General features: G+C 67.4%; 19 protein-coding genes and 1 pseudogene. 8 read left to right on the top strand and 12 right to left on the bottom strand.

The window, feature by feature from the left end:
• Nucleotides 1-75 precede the first annotated feature (75 nt).
• The 4 genes from EWM63_RS31450 (at nt 76) to EWM63_RS31465 (ending at nt 3,160) form a co-directional block, all read left to right on the top strand.
• Nucleotides 76-672 (top strand): FMN-dependent NADH-azoreductase, encoded by a 597-nt coding sequence (locus tag EWM63_RS31450; protein ID WP_130190041.1) that lies wholly within the window; start codon nt 76-78, stop codon nt 670-672.
• Nucleotides 673-699: 27 nt separating this feature from the next.
• Nucleotides 700-1,596, top strand: a complete 897-nt coding sequence (locus EWM63_RS31455) for a pirin family protein (RefSeq protein WP_130190042.1) — start codon at nt 700-702, stop codon at nt 1,594-1,596.
• Nucleotides 1,597-1,628: 32 nt separating this feature from the next.
• On the top strand, nt 1,629-2,093 hold the full coding sequence (locus tag EWM63_RS31460; protein WP_130190043.1) for a hypothetical protein: 465 nt from the start codon (nt 1,629-1,631) through the stop codon (nt 2,091-2,093).
• 422 nt (nt 2,094-2,515) lie between these two features.
• Nucleotides 2,516-3,160 (top strand): PEPxxWA-CTERM sorting domain-containing protein, encoded by a 645-nt coding sequence (locus EWM63_RS31465; RefSeq protein ID WP_207221383.1) that lies wholly within the window; start codon nt 2,516-2,518, stop codon nt 3,158-3,160.
• A gap of 77 nt (nt 3,161-3,237) precedes the next feature.
• Here EWM63_RS31465 and EWM63_RS31470 read toward each other — a convergent pair whose 3' ends face one another.
• Nucleotides 3,238-4,365, bottom strand: coding sequence for an acyltransferase family protein (locus tag EWM63_RS31470; protein ID WP_130190045.1), 1,128 nt, complete (start codon nt 4,363-4,365; stop codon nt 3,238-3,240).
• A gap of 68 nt (nt 4,366-4,433) precedes the next feature.
• Between EWM63_RS31470 and EWM63_RS31475 the strand changes: the two genes are divergently transcribed.
• Nucleotides 4,434-5,387, top strand: a complete 954-nt coding sequence (locus EWM63_RS31475; RefSeq protein WP_130190046.1) for a M14 family metallopeptidase — start codon at nt 4,434-4,436, stop codon at nt 5,385-5,387.
• 27 nt (nt 5,388-5,414) lie between these two features.
• Here the strand turns inward: EWM63_RS31475 and sugE are convergent, their stop codons facing one another.
• Nucleotides 5,415-5,735, bottom strand: coding sequence for a quaternary ammonium compound efflux SMR transporter SugE (gene sugE / locus EWM63_RS31480; RefSeq protein ID WP_130190047.1), 321 nt, complete (start codon nt 5,733-5,735; stop codon nt 5,415-5,417).
• A gap of 253 nt (nt 5,736-5,988) precedes the next feature.
• Between sugE and EWM63_RS31485 the strand changes: the two genes are divergently transcribed.
• Both EWM63_RS31485 and EWM63_RS31490 read left to right on the top strand, forming a co-directional pair.
• Nucleotides 5,989-6,300, top strand: coding sequence for an ArsR/SmtB family transcription factor (locus EWM63_RS31485; protein WP_130190048.1), 312 nt, complete (start codon nt 5,989-5,991; stop codon nt 6,298-6,300).
• Between the two features lie 30 nt (nt 6,301-6,330).
• Nucleotides 6,331-7,386, top strand: a complete 1,056-nt coding sequence (locus tag EWM63_RS31490; RefSeq protein WP_130190049.1) for an alkene reductase — start codon at nt 6,331-6,333, stop codon at nt 7,384-7,386.
• A 174-nt stretch (nt 7,387-7,560) separates the two neighbouring features.
• Here the strand turns inward: EWM63_RS31490 and EWM63_RS31495 are convergent, their stop codons facing one another.
• The 8 genes and pseudogenes from EWM63_RS31495 to EWM63_RS32775 all read right to left on the bottom strand — a co-directional run.
• Nucleotides 7,561-8,508: an MBL fold metallo-hydrolase gene (locus EWM63_RS31495; protein WP_130190050.1), complete on the bottom strand. Its 948-nt coding sequence runs from the start codon at nt 8,506-8,508 to the stop codon at nt 7,561-7,563.
• A 93-nt stretch (nt 8,509-8,601) separates the two neighbouring features.
• Nucleotides 8,602-10,032: an acetate kinase gene (locus tag EWM63_RS31500; protein ID WP_130190051.1), complete on the bottom strand. Its 1,431-nt coding sequence runs from the start codon at nt 10,030-10,032 to the stop codon at nt 8,602-8,604.
• Nucleotides 10,033-10,064: 32 nt separating this feature from the next.
• Nucleotides 10,065-10,526, bottom strand: coding sequence for a hypothetical protein (locus EWM63_RS31505; protein ID WP_130190052.1), 462 nt, complete (start codon nt 10,524-10,526; stop codon nt 10,065-10,067).
• Nucleotides 10,527-10,537: 11 nt separating this feature from the next.
• Nucleotides 10,538-11,212: a C39 family peptidase gene (locus tag EWM63_RS31510; protein WP_229488005.1), complete on the bottom strand. Its 675-nt coding sequence runs from the start codon at nt 11,210-11,212 to the stop codon at nt 10,538-10,540.
• A 266-nt stretch (nt 11,213-11,478) separates the two neighbouring features.
• Nucleotides 11,479-11,973, bottom strand: a complete 495-nt coding sequence (locus EWM63_RS32765; protein WP_229487624.1) for a hypothetical protein — start codon at nt 11,971-11,973, stop codon at nt 11,479-11,481.
• A 93-nt stretch (nt 11,974-12,066) separates the two neighbouring features.
• The gene (locus EWM63_RS31975; protein WP_165391017.1) at nt 12,067-14,022 is read right to left on the bottom strand and encodes a hypothetical protein; all 1,956 of its coding nucleotides are present in this window, start codon (nt 14,020-14,022) and stop codon (nt 12,067-12,069) included.
• A 424-nt stretch (nt 14,023-14,446) separates the two neighbouring features.
• Nucleotides 14,447-14,662 carry a helix-turn-helix domain-containing protein gene (locus EWM63_RS33200; protein WP_443094126.1) on the bottom strand — a complete coding sequence of 72 codons (216 nt, stop codon included), beginning with the start codon at nt 14,660-14,662 and terminating at the stop codon, nt 14,447-14,449.
• 23 nt (nt 14,663-14,685) lie between these two features.
• Nucleotides 14,686-15,843, bottom strand: a pseudogene (locus tag EWM63_RS32775) (AAA-type ATPase lid domain-containing protein); the annotation flags it as partial.
• Nucleotides 15,844-16,214: 371 nt separating this feature from the next.
• On the opposite strand from EWM63_RS32775, the gene EWM63_RS31530 reads away from it, so the two are divergent.
• Nucleotides 16,215-16,709, top strand: a complete 495-nt coding sequence (locus tag EWM63_RS31530) for a 1-acyl-sn-glycerol-3-phosphate acyltransferase (RefSeq protein ID WP_229487627.1) — start codon at nt 16,215-16,217, stop codon at nt 16,707-16,709.
• A 221-nt stretch (nt 16,710-16,930) separates the two neighbouring features.
• On the opposite strand, the gene EWM63_RS31535 is transcribed toward EWM63_RS31530, so the two are convergent.
• Both EWM63_RS31535 and ureG read right to left on the bottom strand, forming a co-directional pair.
• Complete coding sequence (locus EWM63_RS31535) at nt 16,931-17,497, bottom strand: HupE/UreJ family protein (RefSeq protein WP_130190053.1); 567 nt, start codon at nt 17,495-17,497, stop codon at nt 16,931-16,933.
• 14 nt (nt 17,498-17,511) lie between these two features.
• Nucleotides 17,512-18,147: an urease accessory protein UreG gene (ureG, locus tag EWM63_RS31540; protein ID WP_130190054.1), complete on the bottom strand. Its 636-nt coding sequence runs from the start codon at nt 18,145-18,147 to the stop codon at nt 17,512-17,514.
• Nucleotides 18,148-18,160 lie beyond the last annotated feature (13 nt).

The raw sequence follows: 18,160 nt of genomic DNA on the forward strand, positions 1-18,160 counted from the left end.
ATGCGAATGGAACGGGTAAAGTGCACTCACTGACTGACGAAACCTCGCTAATCAACCAATTCAAGGGAGCACACCATGAACATCCTGCAAATCAATTCCAGCGCCCGCAGCAACGGCTCCGAATCGACCCGCCTGGCCGACACCATCGTCGCGAAACTGAACGCGGACGGCAATGCCACCGTGGTGCGCCGCGACCTGGCGGCCCAGCCACACCCGGTGCTCGACGAAGCCGCCCTGCAGGCCCTGTTCACCCCAGCTGACCAGCGCACCCCCGAGCAGGCTGCCCGCGTGGCGCTCGACGATGCGCTGATCGCCCAGGCGCAAGCGGCGGACGTCATCGTGATCGGTGCGCCCATGTACAACTTCGGCATCACCGTGCAACTGAAAAGCTGGTTCGACGCGATCGCCCGGGCCGGCGTGACCTTCAAGTACGGCCCAACCGGTCCGGTGGGTCTGCTGACCGGCAAGAAAGTCTATGTGGCGCTGACCCGCGGCGGCATGCACAGGGATGCGCCGTCCGACGTCCAGCTGCCGCACCTGCGGATGTTCCTGGGCTTCGTTGGCCTGACCGACGTGCAGTTCGTGTACTCGGAAGGCCATGGCATGGGTGCGGACGCGGTGGCCCGCGCCCGCGCCGAAGCCGATGAACAGATCAACGCCGTCCTCGTATAAACCAGCAACCGGCACAGGAGAACCGCCATGAACAGCACCGCAGACAACGTCACCCGCCCGCGCAGCGTGGAGCGTGTGATCCAGGGACAGGCCGTGATGGATGGCGCCGGCGTGAAGATCAACCGCGTGCTGACCCAGCCGCTGCAGCGCCGCCTCGACCCGTTCCTGATGCTGGACAATTTCGGCTCGGAAGAAGCCAGCGACTACCTGGCCGGCTTCCCCGACCACCCGCACCGCGGCTTCGAAACGGTAACCTACATGCTCGAAGGCCGCATGCGGCACCGCGACAGCGCGGGCAACGAGGGCTTGCTGGAAAATGGCGGCGTGCAATGGATGACGGCTGGCCGCGGCGTGATCCACTCCGAGATGCCGGAGCAGGAAGCCGGCCTGATGGAAGGGTTCCAGCTATGGTTGAATCTTCCCGCGAAGGACAAGCTGATGAAGCCCTGGTACAAGGACTTCAAGGCGGCCGAGATTCCCGCGTTCACGACGCCCGAAGGTGCGTTGGTGCGCGTGATCGCCGGCACCAGCCATGGCGTGGCCGGCGCGGTGCAGCGCGACGTGACGGAACCGCTGTACCTGGACATCGAACTGCCCGCCGGTGCCATGTTCAGCCAGGCGCTGCCGGCTGGCCATAACGCCTTCCTGTATCCGTATCGGGGCAGCGTGGCGGTGGCGGGCAAGACGGTGGCCGAACGCAGCATGGCGATCCTCGCCAACGACGTGCAGGCCGATGGCGTTGTGGTGGCCGCGCACGAAGAAGGGCATGAGGCGGCGCGCTTCATCCTGGTCGCCGGCCGGCCGCTGAACGAGCCGATCGCCCAGTACGGCCCGTTCGTGATGAACACGCAGCAGGAGATTCACCAGGCGGTGCAGGACTTTCGCGCAGGGCTGCTCGGCGAGGAAGCCCAAGGCGCCGACTGACCGCAATGGCGCGGTCGCGCTAGAATGCGCGCATGACCACGCTGATCGACCTGTTCAAACGGCTGAGCCGGGCCCTGGGGCTCGACACGGCCGACTCTTTCCCTCCCGGCCACGTTCACGCGCGCACGCGCTGGAACGCGGCCTATTTCGACATCGCCTCCGATGTGAAGCCCGACGACATGGAGCGGCGCATCTGCGATGCGATCGCGAATACGCCGCTCGTGTTCGCCCACATCACCAATCCCACCCCGCGCATGCAGCGTGCCCTGTTCAGCGTGCTGGAGCAGCGGCTGCGCCTGAACCACCAGCGCGAAGCGGCGCAGCTGGCAGCCCTGCTGATCGGCGCCTACCGCAGCCCGCACATCGTGGAAGCCATGCCGGGACTGAAAGCGGCGATTGCGGCCACCGCACATGATGAAGCGCCGGCGCGGATCCGCGCCGTGCTGGAATTCATGGCGCAGCGCGACGCGCCGTTCGATGTGATCGACATGAAGTGATCGGCACGAAGTGCGTGGCATGAAGTGAGTGAGGCGTGATCACGGCCAGCGAGCCGCTGCCGCGTGTGCAGCGCATTGCAAGCTGCCAGGCATGTGACCGCGCCTTTCATCGCGCATGCCCTTGCCCCGTGGCCTTGGCCCAGCCCCCTCGGCTACTGGTCATTGGCCCTTACCCATCCGCAACGCCCGTGCCCCCTCCCCTTACCCTGGGCGGTTGCCGTCACCGGCACGTCAGGTGAAAACGCTCGATCGCATATCCTAATTCACCTCGTCCGTCGACACGATTGAAAAAAGATAATTAATTTATTTTTAATTTTTCGTTGCTAATGGATCTCGACAGTATTAAATTTGAGGTTAGTCCTAGCCGAACCACATACAAAGAAGTCTTCCTTAACCACTGTTTTTGGAGCTATATCGTGCGTATGTCCCTCACCGTCAAAACCGCTGTCGCTTCCGCCGTCCTGCTGCTCGCCGCTGGTGCCGCCCAAGCGGATATCACCGCCTACACCTCCCAGTCCTCGTACCTGTCCGCCGCCGGCACCACGGGTGTCGACTCGTTCGACGACCTGGACATCGAGCCGTACGATGGACCTCTGGTCCGCAGCGCCGGCGATTACTCCTATGAGCTCAGCGCCGGTCCGGAAAGCATCGAAGTGTGGGGAGCCAGCGACGATGGCAGCGACTTCTGGGCCACGCCCGGCTGGAGCGGCGACGGCCTGACCTTCACGCTGAGCGGCCCGGTCAACGGTGCGGGCGGCTTCTTCTTCGGTTCGGATCTCTTCGGCTTCTCGACGCCGCTGGAAGCCATCACGATCACGGCCACCGACATCAACGGTGGCACGCTGTCGTACACGATCGAAGCACCGGAAGTGAATTCCTTCGTTGGTTTCGTGTCGGACGTGCAACTGGCATCGCTGTTCGTGAAAGGCAGCGAACCGGGCGTGTTCACCACGGCGAATGACCTGCACCTGTCGGTATCCGCCGTGCCGGAACCGTCGACCTACGCGATGATGCTGGCCGGTCTCGGCCTGGCAGGCTTCGCAGCCCGCCGCCAGCGCAAGTCGTAAGACGCGCCACGATGGCGTGAAGCGGCGGCCGCAAGGCCGCCGTTTTTGTTCAAGGACACGTCACGCGGTCACCAGCGTCACGCCGAGACGGCTGCCGGCAACGCCGGCTTCGCGGATGCCGGAACGAATTTTTCACGCAGCATCATGAATGGCGTCTCGACGATCCGGTAGAGCGCCCAGCCGGCCGCGAGGCTGGCCAGCACGAGGATCGCAATGCCGGTGGCGCCGCCCGGGTCGATGCCCATTGGCCGCAATGCCTTGGCAAGCACCACGCACAGCTGCTTGTGCGTGAGGTAGACCGCATACGACCACACGGCCAGGCTGCCCGCGCCCGGCACCCGCACCCGGGCCAGCAGTGAGGCGGGACTCAGCGCCGCCAGCACCAGCAAGGCAAAGCCCAAGGCCAGCAGCGGGTAGCCGAACACCGTGATCGCATGGCCAAAGTGGTCATCGAGGAACAGCTTCCACGCCAGCGCGGTCATGGCGACACCGGCCGCCAGCGTCCAGTTGCCGAACGAGGTGATCCGTGCCCACAGCGGCGCATGGCATTGCCGGATCATCGCCAGCGCCACGCCAGCGAGCAATTCATCGAAGCGGCACAGCGTGGCATAGTAGACCTCGGTATAGAACGCCCCGTTGCCCCAGTGCGGCGGCCGCGCTTCCTGCCAGCCCAGCTCGCGGAACAGCATGCCGGCCGCGACACCGCAGGCCAGCGCGAACCAGCCCAGCGCCACGGCGCCACGGCAGCGCGCGATCAACAGCGCCACCACCGGCAGCACGAAATAAAACTGTTCTTCCACGCACAGCGACCATGAATGGGAAAAGCGGGTGCCCGGTACCAGCCCGAAGTTCAGCGTGAACGTGAGGTACTGCCACCACGGAGCATGGCGCGTGCCGTCGATGAAAGGCGGCCAGAAAGCATACAGCGCCAGCACCACGTAGTAATTGGGCAGCGTGCGCAACAGACGCCGCGCGGCAAAACGCCCCATCGAGAACGTGCCGGCCCGCAGGCCCGCCAGGATCTGGTTGCCGATCAGGTAGCCGGACAGGGCAAAGAACAGGTCCACGCCCGTCCAGCCGATCCGGCTGACGAAGCCGAACGTGGCCTCGTCGGTGACAAAGCTCATGTAGTGGTTGGCGAAGACAAGCACGATCGCGCAGGCGCGCAGCGTGTCCAGGCCGGGCTGGCGGGCGGAAATCGACATGGCCGGCATTGTACCGCCGGCGCCAGTCCGGGCGCTAAAATGGCGGCCACCACATTCCGAGGACCAGCATGAGCCACACACTGCACTTCCGATCCCTCCACTACGCGGGCCAGGGCGCCGGCCCCCGGCTGATCGTCACGGGTGCCGTGCATGGCAATGAAACGGCCGGCACACGCGGTATCGAACGGGTCATGGCCCAGCTGGACAGCGGCGAGCTCGCGATCGTCAATGGCAGCGTGACCTTCGTGCCTGTCGTCAATCCGCTGGCTTACCTGAAGGGCGAGCGGGCCGGGGAACGCAACCTGAACCGCAACCTGTTCCCCAAGGCCGACCCGAAGGATTTCGAAGACCGCGTCGCCAACTGGCTGTGCCCGCTGCTGGCCGCCCATGACGTGCTGCTGGACCTCCATTCCTTCCTGTCACCGGGCGAGCCGTTCGTCATGGTGGGCCCGCGCGACAACGATGGCCCGCTGGAACCTTTCCGGCATGAACGAGAGGAACGGGCGCTCGCGCGGGTGCTGGGCGTGCGCCGCTTCGTCGATGGCTGGCTGCGCACCTATGGCGCCGGCGTGCAGCGGCGCCTGCGGGACGATCGCCAGCTGGAAACCGTGCTGCGCTATGGCGTGGGTACCACCGAGTTCATGCGCAGCACGGGTGGCTATGCGCTGACGCTGGAATGTGGCCAGCACGACGATCCCCATGCACCGGACGTGGCATACCGCGCCATCCTGAACACGCTGGCGCACCTGGGCCTGGTCGACGCACCGCGCCCCGAACCACTCCCCCGCGACCGCATGGAAGTGCTGTCGATGAGCGAAGTGCACGACAAGGACCATGACGCGGACACGTTCAGCCGGCCATGGACCAGCTTCGACCGCGTGCGGCAAGGCGAAGAGATTGGCCGCCGGGCGGACGGCACGCCGGTGCTGGCCGCTGCCGATGCGGTGATGCTGTTCCCCGACAGCGCGGCCACGGCTGGCAACGAGTGGTATTACCTCGCACGCAGCAATCCTGACTTTTGAATCCCGTGTCTTGAGGGGCCTGGCCGGTTACTGCGGCGACAGGATTTTCAGGCCGAGGATGCCCGCCACGATCAGCGCAATGCAGACGAGGCGTGCCGCTTCGGACGGTTCGCCCAGCACGACGATGCCATAGATGGCGGTGCCGACCGTACCGATGCCGGTCCACACGGCGTAGGCGGTGCCGAGCGGCAGGTCGCGCAGCGCGAGGCCCAGCAGGCCCACGCTGCCGGCCATCGCCGTCAAGGTGAGCACGCTGGGGACGAGGCGGGTAAAACCGGCGGTGTACTTGAGGCCGACGGCCCAGCCGACTTCGAGCAGGCCAGCCACGAGCAGGATGATCCAGGACATGCATATCTCCACAGCTTGGCAAGGTCGTCCCCGCCGACAATGACGCCTGCCGCCCCGGCAAACCGGCGGAAAGGGGTCGTCCCCTCAGGCAGCGGCCGGAGTATATCATTGCAATATTTCATCCGCAGAACACCCCTTTTGAAGCGTCTCCTGCAAGGATTGCGGTTGTATCGTATTATTCCGATATACGTATCGGAATCAATCGATATGGTCACCGTATGACACCTTCGAAGAAAGCCGATTTGACCACATCATGACCGAACCCGACATCGACATCGACGCCATCCACAAGGCCCTGGCCAACCCGGTCCGCCGCGACATCCTCGCATGGCTGAAGGCGCCGGAAACGCATTTCGCCGATCAGCTCCATCCGCTCAGCCTGGGCGTGTGCGCCGGCAAGATCGACGAACGTTGCGGCCTGTCGCAATCGACCGTGTCGGGCCACCTGGCCATCCTGCAAAAGGCGGGCCTCGTGACGGTGACGCGCTTTGGACAGTGGAATATGTTCAAGCGCAATGAAGCGGTCATCTCGGCATTCCTCGATCACATCCACGCCGGCCTGTAGTACGGGCGGCACTCTTTACAGGAAAACGATATGACGACTCTCTTCGACCCCATCACCATTGGCGACCTGACGCTGAAAAACCGCGTCGTGATGGCCCCCCTCACCCGCGCCCGCGCCGTTGGACCGGGCCGCGTGCCGAACGCGCTGATGGCCGAATACTACGCGCAGCGCGCCGGCGCCGGGCTGATCCTGTCGGAAGCCACGTCGGTCACGCCCCAGGGTGTCGGCTATGAGAATACGCCGGGCATCTGGTCGGACGAGCAGGTGGCCGGCTGGAAGCTGGTGACCGAGGCCGTGCACGCACAAGGCGGTACGATCTTCCTGCAACTGTGGCACGTGGGCCGCATCTCCGACCCGAGCCTGCTGGATGGCACGTTGCCGGTGGCGCCGAGCCCGATCGCACCGAAGGGCAATGTCAGCCTGCTGCGCCCGGTCCGCCCGTTCGCGGTGCCGCGCGCACTGGAAACGGATGAGCTTCCGGACGTGGTTGCCGCCTTCCGCAAGGGTGCGGAAAACGCCCGGCTCGCCGGCTTCGATGGCGTGGAAATCCACGGCGCCAACGGCTACCTGCTCGATCAGTTCCTGCAGGACAGCACGAACCAGCGCACGGACGCGTACGGCGGCTCCATCGAGAACCGCGCCCGCCTGCTGCTCGAAGTGACCGATGCCGCCATCGACGTGTGGGGCGCCGACCGCGTGGGCATGCACCTCGCGCCGCGCCGCGACAACCACGACATGGGCGATTCCGACCCGGCCGGCACGTTCGGCTACGTGGCACGCGAGCTGGGCAAGCGCAAGATCGCCTTCATCTGCTCGCGCGAAGCCGTGGGCGAAGACAGCCTGGGCCCGCTGCTGAAGCGGGAGTTCGGCGGCGTCTACATCGCAAATGAAAAATTCAGTCTCGAAGCGGCACAGGCTGCGCTGGACAATGGCACCGCGGACGCGATTGCCTGGGGCAAGGATTTCATCGCCAATCCGGATCTGCCGGAACGCCTGCGCAGCGGCGCCCCGCTGAACGCGCAGCGCCCCGAGCTGTTCTATGCCCCGGGCGCCGAAGGGTATATCGACTATCCGGCGCTGGCCTGAGGCTTCGCGGGTGCCCGCTCCCTTGCCGCATGAGCCGGCGATCGGCACCTGAATCCGGCCTGGCCGGACACCGTGTTCCGCGTGAATGGATTCCATGAAACGGTGGCTTGATACGGCTGGCAGACGCTGGCCGCTTGGCTTGCCTGACGGTGTCCCGCACCGCCAGGCAAGCGCTTAGCGCGGCACGGTGTAATTCACCGGCACGAACTGGTAACCCTTGCCGCTGCTGCGCAAATGGCCCACGCCGGGGAACGGCAAGTGGGCGGCACCGATCAGGTAGCCGCCTTTCGCCGCATCGGCAAAGCCAGCCTTGCGCGAAGCCAGCGCGGCCTTGGCGTCGCTGTCGAACTCGATCGTCACCGACGGGTCGTCGAACTGGATGAATTGCGCATGAATCAGGTCGCCGATCAGCACCAGCTTTTCGCCCCGGCTTTCCACGACATAGCTCGTGTGCCCCGGCGTGTGGCCATAACTCGCCGTGGCGCGGATACCCGGCACCAGTTCCGTATTGCCTTCGAACGGCTTGAAGCGGTTCGCGCCGGCATACGCGGCCAGCGATGACTGTGCCCCCTGGAAGAAACCCTTTGCCTGTTCGGGGGCAGCATCCTGTTTCGCCTTGCTCAGCCAGAAGTCCGCGTCATGCTTGTCCGCGCGCACCACCGCGTTCGGGAACGCCGGCTTGTCGGCGCTGACCAGGCCGCCCACGTGGTCGGGGTGCAGGTGGGTGATGTAGATCTCGTCGACCTGCTCCGGCTGGTAGCCGGCCGCTTTCAGGCTTGCCAGCAGCTTGCCCAGCGTGGGGCCGAACAGGCCGCCGGCACCGGTATCGACCAGCACCAGCTTGCTGCCCGTGTTGATCAGGAATGTGTTGACCGACGTTTCGACCGGCGCCTTCAGGAAGTGCTTCGACAACGCTCCCTGCAACCTGGCGGGCTTTTCATGCAGCAGCTTGTCCATCGGCAGGTCGACGGTACCGTCGGACAGCACGGTGACCTCGAAGTCGCCAACCATCGTGCGGTAATAGCCGGGTGCCTGGCTCTTGACCATCGGCGCGGCGGCAAAGGCGGCGGCGGTACTGGCGAGCAGCGCGGCGGCCACCAGGGAACGAGTGAAATGGGTCATGGCGTAACGTTCTGATATGTTGCGGGAACGCCAGATTACCCGAAACGCCGCCATCCTGCCGGCGCCCCTGCCTTCCGGCCTGGCCGGAGGGCATCAAAAAGCCAGAGGGAGGCGCACCGACAGCGAAACGTCCGGCGTGTCACGTGTCAGCCCGGCACCCACGGTCACGTTGACGGTGCGCTTGTCGGTCAGGCGGTAGGAAAAGCCCATCAGCAAAGTGCCCAGTTGCGTGCGCACCGAACCCGGCACGTTGACACCGTTCTGCCTGGTCCGCCCCATGGCGCTGTGGTCGTAGCCCAGGCTGAGCGAAGCCTTTTCGTTCAGTGCCAGCCCGATGCCGAAATTGAAGCCGACCACGGCCCCCGGCGCCACTTCGCCCAGCGGCTCCGTTGCGCCATCGAGCACGCGGCGCGACACATTGCTGCGCTTGACATTGTGCAGGTAGCTGACGCTGCCGAAGAAAATGGCCGGATCGCTGGGGAACAGCCACGTAAGGCTCGGCTGCACGCCGTAGAACCCGGAACCGGTCGGCAACGCCAGCGGCAGGCCCGTGCCGGTGGCGTTTTCACCCACGCAGCGCCGGGTGCAATCGGTGACGACTTCGAACGGGTCGCGGCCCGTGCGCGTCTTGATCCGCAAGCCGGCCACGTAATAAGGCTTATCGATGCCGCCGTCGTTCAACTGGTGGCGCAGCGACAGTTCCACATCGCCGATGGCCCGCCCGCTCGTCTCGAACACACGTTCGACAGCCGTGCCGGTAAACAGCTCGCGGCTCACGGTCGAATCGGCGCGGTAAACGTAAGGCACGCGCACCTCGACCTCGGTGCGGTTGGTCAGGCCGCGCCGCGCCGCCAGCGCCGCCGTGAACGTGTTGCGCTTGACCTCGCGCACGTCGATCAGGCCGATCAGCAGCGCGGGAATGATCGTGTAGCCCACCAGGGCCACGCGGTTGCTGGAGGAATAGCCGAACCCGAACGATGGTTCGAGCACCGTGCCGCCGCGCGCCGTCAACACACCAGGCGCCTCGAACAGCGGCGCCACCTCGGGCGGGCGCGCGTCGCGCGCGGGTGCCTGGCCCACGGCGGCAGCCTTTGCCGCCGGAGCCGCCGGCACCACGGCCGCCGCGCCCTGCTGCGCGCCGGGCTGGGGCAATGTCGGCTGTGGCTGCGATGGCGCGGCAGGCCCGCCACCCCGCATCGTGGCCAGCAGTGCCGGATGCAGCGGGCGCCGAAGCGGGCTTGAAACCGGCGGCCCGGCGCCGTCGGTCGATGCCGTTTCCCATCCCTCCACGTGCGGTGCCGCTGCCGGCGGTGCGCCGCGCGACGCCACCAGCGCCTCGCGCAGTTGCCGCAGCAGCGCACGCTGCTCGGCCAGCTCTTGTCGCAGTTGGTGCAGCTCGGCGGTCGTGGGCCCCTCGGCCGCTGGCGCCGCGCTCGCAACTCCCGGTGCATCCTGCGCCAGCGCGCTCAACATGATCAGTGACAGGCCGGCTGAACCGGCACGCAGGGTCTGGTCGAACCGCATGCGAACTCCTCGGACTTGGTGGACGAAGCCGCTCAGCGCGGCAGGATGGCGGTGGACAGCGACTGGCGCAGGCTGTCGCCGAAATGCATATCCTTCAGGATCGACAGGCTGTTGACGGTGGCATCGATCCTGGTCTGGCTGCGGATCAACTGGTCATTGGCACTGTTCTGCAGCAGCAGGCCGGCCAGCGGTTGCGCGGCCCCTGCCAGCGCGCTGCCCTCACCCACGCGCGCCACCTGGAAGGCCGACGGGGCGGCATCCGCCGTCGACAGCTGGCCGCTGGCGACGACGTTGCCATTCAGGCTGAGCACCCGGTCGATGGACAGCGAGACCAGCAGGCCATTGCCCGTATCGAAGCCGCCCCGGGCCTCGCCCAGCACGTGCTCGCCGACGGCCACCCAGCCCGCAGGTGCCGCCGCGGCGAACGCCGGCGCCACGAGGCACGCGGCCGCCAGCATGCAGGCGCGGGGCCATGGCAAACAGCGGATCTTCATGGGTCTCTCCTTCAAAAATCGCCGGCGTCGAACTTTGGCAGCGTTACGCGCTGCAGGCTGTCGCGCTGGAGCGCATCGCCGGGCGGCAGACGCGGCGCGGCCGCCCAGTCGGATCGTTCATTGAAGCGCGCTTTGCCCGGGCGGTCATGGATCACGAACAAGAGTTGGTTCAGCCAGATCGCCTCGAACGCCGCACGCGACAATGCGCGCGTGCCACCGGACGGATCGCCGAACAGCACCCGCCCATCCCGCATGCCCTTGACCACGACGAAGTGCCGGTAGCCATGTTCGGCCACCAGCACGATCGCGGGCAGCCCCGCCTTCGCCAGGTTGTCGAGGGGTTGCTGGAATCCATCGGCCGTGAAGCCATGCGCGGCCAGGAAGCGCTTCATGTCGAGCAGCGAAAAACCTTCCTGGCGAATGCGCCGCTGGTCGCCGCCGGCAAACATCTGGGCAAAGGCCTGCTGTTCGCCGACGGGGTAGCCGTAGTGATGCGTCAGCAGCGTGGCCAGTGCCGCCGAACCGCAACTGAAGTCATATTGCTGGCGCACGGTGGACAGGTAACGGGCCTCTTTCAGGCTGGTGACCCGCATCGATACGGGACCGCCGCCGGCGATCGGCAGGTCGGCGGCGGGCACGAGCACGGGCAAGCTCAACAGAGAGCCCAGCCACAGTGATCGCAGCATCGACGACAGCATGCGAAGCCGTGGCGCAAGCGTCCAAAGCCGTGGCGCAATGGCGCGCAATGCCGTCAATCGAAACGGGTTCGATACCGGCGAAGCGATCCCCCAGCGGTAAGGCATCTCCCTGGAGAGCGGGATCACCTGGGAGAGCGGGATCGCCCGGGAAAACGACATCGCCATGGGCGGATTCGCCATCGATAGCGGGCTCCCCCTTGCGGTGCCCGTCCACCCGGCCAGCCGGCGCCGGGCTGGCATTCCCGCCGGCGCCTTCATCGGATCTGCACGTTGACGATGGTGGCGTTCTGGATCAGCACATTGGCGCCCGAATTCTGGATCACCATCGGCAATCCCGACGCGTTGCTGAACGCCCCATCGGTAATCGTGTTCGTTCCCGTGGCAACATTGATCGCGGTATTGCCACCGACCGTGCCGCTCAACGCCATTTCGCTCCATGGTGTTCCGGTGCCGCCGCGCAGTGTGTCCAGGCTGGCGTTGCCCAGTGCACCGTGCGCACCAGGTGTTTCCGGCGCTGCTTGCGCAACGGGGGGCAGGTCCCGCACCGCCCCGGGCAGGGGCAGCGGCCCCGCTTCCACGAGGAATGTTCGCGGCACGTCCTCCTCCGCAGCGGACACGCATGCCACCGCAAGGCTCGCCCACAGCAATACCGCGCCAAGCCTGCGCACGCCGCGCCACACCAGTGCCATTCCCGCCCCTCCGGCCGGGCGCGCCAGCCTCCTGCCTGTTCCGGTCATTCGATCGTGCATGGTTCCTCCATCGGTCTCGCGCAATGTCGGGCCTCGTTCCGGCCATGTGCGGAAGGCCACCGTTTCGGTGGCCTTCCGCACGCAGTTACCGCCTTAGCGGCCGACCGCCAGGTTGGCCTGCACGTTGACGCTCTGCTGCACGAGCGAACTGATGCCGCTGTTCTGGCTGATGACGGAAATGCCCGCGGCCGACTGCGCCACGCCACTCATCGCGTTGGACATGTTGAAGGTGCCGGCATTGACCGTGTTGCTGCCGCCAGCGCCACCCGTGCCACCTTCGCCGGTGCCACCCGTGGCGGCACCGGCAGTCGTGGCACCCGTGGCGCCGCCCGCCCCGCCCGTGCCCGCGCCACCGGCACCGCCCGCGCCGCCGTCACCGGCCATGGCACTGCCGTTGGTGGCGCTGCCGCCAGTCCCTGCACCACCGGTGCCGGCACCGGCCGTGGACGTGCCACCCGTTCCCGCGCCACCAGAAGCACCGGCACCCGCCGTGTTCGATGCGGCGCCACTTGCCGCGCCGGACCCGCCGGCCGCGCCGGCAGCCCCGTTACCTGCGGTGCTGCTGCCGCTGCCACCGGCCGCGCCGCTGCCGCCCATGCCGCCGGTGCCGGCCGCCCCGGCACCACCCGCCGTGCTGGCCGTGGCTCCCGCGCCGCCGCCGCCGGACGTGTTCGTGCCGCCGGCCGCGCCTGCGCCCGCCGTGTTGGTGGCGGCAGCACCGGCACCGCCGGCACCGCCCGCACCGCCACTGGCGCCCGCGCCAACGGCCGCGCCGGCACCGCCAGCCCCGGCCGTCTGCGTACCGCCGCGCGCCGTCACGGCGCCGGTCGTGCCGGCGCCACCCGCAGCGGTACCGCCGCTACCGGCGCCACCCGTGCCGCCGGCCCCGCCGCCAGCGCCGCCGGTGGCCGCCCCGGAGGTGGTACTGGCCGTCTGGTCACCCGTGCTTGGCGGCGGTTCGCCGGATGGCGTGCCGCTCGCGGTGCTGGCGGTCCCCGCCCCGCTCGTTCCCGCGCCGCCATAGCCGGCCGTGCCGGCGCCCGCGCCGCCCGGCCCGTTGCCACCGGTCGCATTGCCGGCCGTTGCCGTGCTGCCCGCATCCGCACCGCCCGATGACGCCGCGCCGCCCGCCGCGCCAGCACCACCGGCGCCGCCTGCGCCACCCAAGCCGCCCAGCCCGCCAGTGCCACCCGCACCGCCCGCCGCCGCGCCGGTGGCGCCGCCGTTACCGCCCGCGGCACCCGTCGAACTGCCGCTGGCGCCACCCGCGCCGCCGGTGGCCATGCCGGCCAGGCCGCCGGCACCGCCGGTTCCCGCGCCGCCCGCCGCACCGCTGCCGCCCGCACCGCCATAGCCGTCGGAGCTGGTGCCCCCCGCACCGCCAAGGCCACCGACGCCGCCTGCGCCGCCGGCACCCGACGTGGCACCCGTTGCCAGGCCGCCAGCGCCACCAGCGCCGCCAGTTGTTGCCCCATTGGTGGCATTGCCGCCGGTCGCCATGCCGCCCGCGCCGGCGCCACCGGTCGCATTGCCATTGGTGGCCACACCACCGATGCCGCCGGCCGCGCCCGTTGCACCGGCGCCGTTGCCGCCCGCGCCGGCCGTGGCGGCCGCATTGCCGCCCGTGGCCGCGCCGCCGGTACCGCCGGCGGCGGTACCGCCGCTGGCCGCGCCATTATTGGTGGCCACGTTGCCGATGTGGTTCACCGTATTGCCGCTGACGGTACCGGTCAGCGTGCTGACCGCGGTGGCGGTCGAAGTATTGAATGCATTGTCGAGGTTCGAGGTCGCCGTGGCGCCGTTGTTGGCCGAGGCGGCGCCGGCAGCCAGTGCGGTCGCATAGCCGGTACTGTTGTTATTGTTGTTGGCCTGGGTGTTGTCACGGTTGGAGCTGGAATCGCTGGTGCTGTTGTCGATCGTCGCCGTCGATGCATCGTTGGCATGGGCTCCCGCGCCGCTTTGCGTCACTGCCGACGTGGGGTCGGTGGTCTGGGCATAGGCGCCGCTGCAGGCTAACGCGATTGCCGTGGCAAACATGGTTTTCTTCATTCTTTCCTCGCTGAAGTAGTGGGCCGATCCGATCGATTTGCCGGTTGTCGAGCGATCCAGCCATGGCGCTGTCGCGCTATGAGCTATCAAGCTGTCGGTGGCGGGTGACCGGAATTGCGCGGGATCGCATGTGCGACGCTCGCGTCCTCGACTTATCGCAAGCTTGGTGCCATGCGCCTGTGGATGCGCTAAGCGATTGAAATCGCTGGCATTTCATCGGGCCGCTGCGGGCCCGCGACGGGCGCGGTGTCACTCGGGTGTGCCAAGCGGACGGTGCGCTGCGCCGCCGTTACCGCTGGGCTCCCCCTGCAGTGGGCAGGCGATGGGCTGTCACACCCGTGTGACAGCCACCTGTGCAGCGAACACGACCGCACTGACCAGCAAGACCACCTGGCCGCGTCAAGTGACTGGCCGTTGACGCGTATCACGGCTCGCGCTTGCGGGCTGGTGGGGCAATGCTGTGCTTGGCCATCAGGCGGTAAACCGTCATGCGCGATACGCCCAGTTCGCGTGCCACGTGCGTGATGCTCTTGCCGGCGCGCAGGCCGGCTTCGACGGCGCGATGTTCGGCCTGCATGCGCGCGCCGTGCAGGGCCAGCGCCGGCGCCGTGGCGGCATCCAGGCCGAGATCGTGCGGCATGATCAGCCGGCCTTCCGCCATCACGGCCGCGCGGCGCACGCGGTTGTGCAGTTCGCGCACATTGCCGGGCCAGTGATGCGCGCCCAGCGCCTCCAGCGCGCCACGGGAAAACCCCCGCAAATACGCGGGGCGTTCGCGGGCATGGTCGTGGAAGAACGTTTCGGCAAGCACCGTCACATCTTCGCGGCGTTCGCGCAGCGGCGGCATTTCCAGCGTCAGCACATTGAGGCGATAGAACAGGTCTTCGCGAAACGTGCCCCGGGCAACGGCGGCGTCGAGCCGCACATGGGATGCCGCGATCACGCGCACGTCCACCGGCAGCGGGCGCGTGCCCCCAGGCGATAGATCGTTTTCTCTTGCAGGAAACGCAGCAGGTTGGCCTGCATGTCCAGGGGCAGGTCGCCGATATCATCCAGGAAGACCGCGCCGCCCGCGGCTGATTCGATCAGGCCGGCACGCGCCTTGCCAGCGCCCGTAAACGCGCCCCGCTCATGGCCGAACAGCTCCGACTGCACCAGGCTGGCGGGAATCGCGCCGCAATTGATCGGCACGAACGGCCCGTGCGCACGCGCGGAGCCTTCATGCACCGCGCGCGCGGCCAGTTCCTTGCCGGTGCCGCTTTCGCCCCAGATCAGCACCGGTGCATCGGCCGCCGCCACCTTGCGCAATTGCCGGCGCAGGCGGGCGATCGCCTCGCTGTTGCCGGTAAGGCGCGACGCGTGCGGTTCGGCGGCATGATGGCAGGCCTCGCCAGCCGTCGGTATGAGGCTCGCAAGCCCGTATGCATGGCCCAGCGTCTGCCTCAGCCGCGCCGTGTCGACGGGCATTGTGTGAAAATCGAGACAGTGGTCGGCAACGAGCTTGCGGCAGACGGCGTCGCCCAGCGTCGCGGTGCTGCAGACCGCGACCCAGCGCGTGCGGAAGTGTTCGCGCAGCAGGAGGTCGAGCGAATCGACGGTCCATGGATTGCCGGGCGCCACGGCGTGTGCCTGGGTGTGCGCCTGAGCGGGCAGCCGGTCGAGCACCAACAGGCCGACCGGCACCGGGTGCGCGCTCAGCAGGGCATGTGCTTCCGCCAGGTCGCGGGCAACACGGATCGTGAAACCGGTGGCCGCAGCCTCCAGCACGGCCGAGACGGCGGCATCCGGCGCGGGGATGCAAAGCAGTTGTCGTTGTAGCATTTTGATACCATCTTTTTCTCATGGGTAAATCCAGCCCGGCCGTGGACACGGCACGAATCGCAGGCTCCAGGCAACGTCGAACCACCCGGCGGCGCCTTGCCGCGCCGGATTGGCGCAGATAGAATGCCGTCCGCGGTTTCACAAAGTGAAAATCGACACATGTCCCCGGTGTTGCCGGGTCAGCGCAGGATCGGCAATGCAAGGTCAGGAAACGTCATGAACCACCAGGGAACCAGCCAGGGAAACAGCAACGAACATCGGCTGGAGCCTGCGCATCTGCCAACATTCAGACAACGCCTGGCCTTGCGAGTTCTGCATTTGTTCGGCTGGCGGATGAAGTTCCGCCCGCTGCCTGGCCGCGCGGCATCGCGGTGGTCTACCCGCACACGTCCAATTGGGACTTCGTGATCGGACTGGTCAGCAAATGGGCCATGGGGTTGCCGTTCCGGTGGCTGGCGAAGGATTCCATGTTCCGCATCCCGGTGCTGGGCAACTGGTTCCAATGGCTGGGTGGGCAGCCTGTCGACCGCAGCGCGCCGCAGGGCATGATCCGGGCGCAGGCGGAGCGCATGCATGCCGAAAGCTGGTACTGGCTCGTGATCACGCCGGAAGGGACGCGTGGCTACCGGCCGAACTGGAAGAGCGGCTTCTACCACCTGGCGCTGGAGGCGAAGGTACCTCTCGTGCTGGTGAGCCTCGATTACTCGCGCAAGACGCTGGATTTCACGCAGCACCTCTGGCTGACTGGCGACCCAGAGCAGGACCTGGCCGCCATCCGGGCCGCCTATGACGGCCGCCACGGCAAGCATCCCGAAGACGCCGCCCCCATCGTGCTGGGCGAACGGCGCAAGGAACCTCGCGAATAATCACTTGAAAAAAATTGCCCGAAAAATGGGGGCGTAGCCGGGGTTTCAAGAAGCTTGGCTTCTTGCCGGCGCAGCGATGCTGGCTTGCCAGCCAGCATTCCTTACGTCCCCATTTTTCAGGCAATGTTTCCTGAATCGCAAACCGGGACAGCCGCTGGTCCGGGAAAATTTCCCGGGAACGAGGGACTGTCCAGGTTTTTTGCGGGTTACCGGTTGTCGGCTCAGCCGAGGGCGAGCATGCCCAGGCCGGCGGCGGCGATGGCGCCGCCGGCGAGGCGGGCCAGCGGCAGCTTGCCGAGGAAGCGGCCGGCACCCAGCAGCAGCGCGCTCATGCCGAGGTAGCCGGCGGCGCTGGTCGCGTGCGGCAACTCCAGGCCGTGGGCATTGCCGTGCAGGATGGCAAAGGTGCCCAGCAGCGCGGCGCCGGCCCACGTCGGCAGCCGCACGGCGGCGGCGACCAGCGCGCCGGTCAGCATCACCGTCAGTGCGATGCCGCTTTCCAGCCCCGGGATGTGCAGCCCGGCCATGCCAACGCCGGCACCGGCGCCCATCATCGCCACGAACACGGCCGGCAGCACGAGCGGGTGCGTTGCCGGTGCATCGCCGAAGGTGGACGGACGCCCCTGCCGGGCGCTCCAGATGCCGGCCGCAACGAGCGCGAGCAGGTGGTCGATGCCCGTGAGTGGGTGCAGCAGGCCGTCGACGAATCCCATCTCGGCATGGCCCGGGTGGGCAAGCGCCGGCAGGCTGGCAGCGAGCAGGATGGCGGTGGCGAACATTTTTTTCATTGAATCTCCTCGGATTATTTGGCGAGCGCCGGCGCCTGCCCCAGCAGGCCCTGCTCGCGGATGAATGCGATCACGGTTTCCACCCCGTCGCCGCTGCGCAGGTTGGTGAACACGAAGGGACGGTTGCCGCGCATGCGTTTCGCGTCCGCCGCCATCACGTCCAGGTTGGCGCCCACGTGCGGTGCCAGGTCGGTCTTGTTGATGATCAGCAGGTCCGATCGCGTGATGCCCGGGCCGCCCTTGCGCGGGATCTTCTCGCCGCCGGCCACGTCGATCACGTAGATCGTCAGGTCGGACAGTTCCGGGCTGAACGTGGCCGCCAGGTTGTCGCCGCCCGACTCGACGAGGATCAGTTCCAGGTCGGGGAAATCGGCCTGCATCCGCGCGATCGCTTCCAGGTTGATCGACGCATCCTCGCGGATCGCCGTGTGCGGGCAGCCGCCCGTTTCCACGCCCATCAGCCGCTCGGCCGGCAGCGCCTCCGCGCGCAGCAGGATCTCCATGTCTTCCCGCGTATAGATGTCGTTCGTGATGACGGCCATGTCGACCGAGTCGCGCATGCCCTTGCACAGCATTTCGCACAGCGCGGTCTTGCCCGAGCCGACCGGCCCGCCGATGCCCACGCGCAGCGGGTTGGATTGCACCACCATTTTTCTCTCCTAA

This window comes from Pseudoduganella lutea (assembly GCF_004209755.1).
Classification (GTDB): domain Bacteria; phylum Pseudomonadota; class Gammaproteobacteria; order Burkholderiales; family Burkholderiaceae_D; genus Rugamonas; species Rugamonas lutea.

Excerpts from the sequence above, each read along its gene's own strand:
- EWM63_RS31450 (WP_130190041.1), top strand. The coding sequence starts at position 76 with ATGAACATCCTGCAAATCAATTCCAGCGCCCGCAGCAACGGCTCCGAA.
- EWM63_RS31455 (WP_130190042.1), top strand. The coding sequence starts at position 700 with ATGAACAGCACCGCAGACAACGTCACCCGCCCGCGCAGCGTGGAGCGT.
- EWM63_RS31460 (WP_130190043.1), top strand. The coding sequence starts at position 1,629 with ATGACCACGCTGATCGACCTGTTCAAACGGCTGAGCCGGGCCCTGGGG.
- EWM63_RS31465 (WP_207221383.1), top strand. The coding sequence starts at position 2,516 with ATGTCCCTCACCGTCAAAACCGCTGTCGCTTCCGCCGTCCTGCTGCTC.
- EWM63_RS31470 (WP_130190045.1), bottom strand. The coding sequence starts at position 4,365 with ATGTCGATTTCCGCCCGCCAGCCCGGCCTGGACACGCTGCGCGCCTGC.
- EWM63_RS31475 (WP_130190046.1), top strand. The coding sequence starts at position 4,434 with ATGAGCCACACACTGCACTTCCGATCCCTCCACTACGCGGGCCAGGGC.
- sugE (WP_130190047.1), bottom strand. The coding sequence starts at position 5,735 with ATGTCCTGGATCATCCTGCTCGTGGCTGGCCTGCTCGAAGTCGGCTGG.
- EWM63_RS31485 (WP_130190048.1), top strand. The coding sequence starts at position 5,989 with ATGACCGAACCCGACATCGACATCGACGCCATCCACAAGGCCCTGGCC.
- EWM63_RS31490 (WP_130190049.1), top strand. The coding sequence starts at position 6,331 with ATGACGACTCTCTTCGACCCCATCACCATTGGCGACCTGACGCTGAAA.
- EWM63_RS31495 (WP_130190050.1), bottom strand. The coding sequence starts at position 8,508 with ATGACCCATTTCACTCGTTCCCTGGTGGCCGCCGCGCTGCTCGCCAGT.
- EWM63_RS31500 (WP_130190051.1), bottom strand. The coding sequence starts at position 10,032 with ATGCGGTTCGACCAGACCCTGCGTGCCGGTTCAGCCGGCCTGTCACTG.
- EWM63_RS31505 (WP_130190052.1), bottom strand. The coding sequence starts at position 10,526 with ATGAAGATCCGCTGTTTGCCATGGCCCCGCGCCTGCATGCTGGCGGCC.
- EWM63_RS31510 (WP_229488005.1), bottom strand. The coding sequence starts at position 11,212 with ATGCTGCGATCACTGTGGCTGGGCTCTCTGTTGAGCTTGCCCGTGCTC.
- EWM63_RS32765 (WP_229487624.1), bottom strand. The coding sequence starts at position 11,973 with ATGCACGATCGAATGACCGGAACAGGCAGGAGGCTGGCGCGCCCGGCC.
- EWM63_RS31975 (WP_165391017.1), bottom strand. The coding sequence starts at position 14,022 with ATGAAGAAAACCATGTTTGCCACGGCAATCGCGTTAGCCTGCAGCGGC.
- EWM63_RS33200 (WP_443094126.1), bottom strand. The coding sequence starts at position 14,662 with ATGCCGCACGATCTCGGCCTGGATGCCGCCACGGCGCCGGCGCTGGCC.
- EWM63_RS31535 (WP_130190053.1), bottom strand. The coding sequence starts at position 17,497 with ATGAAAAAAATGTTCGCCACCGCCATCCTGCTCGCTGCCAGCCTGCCG.
- ureG (WP_130190054.1), bottom strand. The coding sequence starts at position 18,147 with ATGGTGGTGCAATCCAACCCGCTGCGCGTGGGCATCGGCGGGCCGGTC.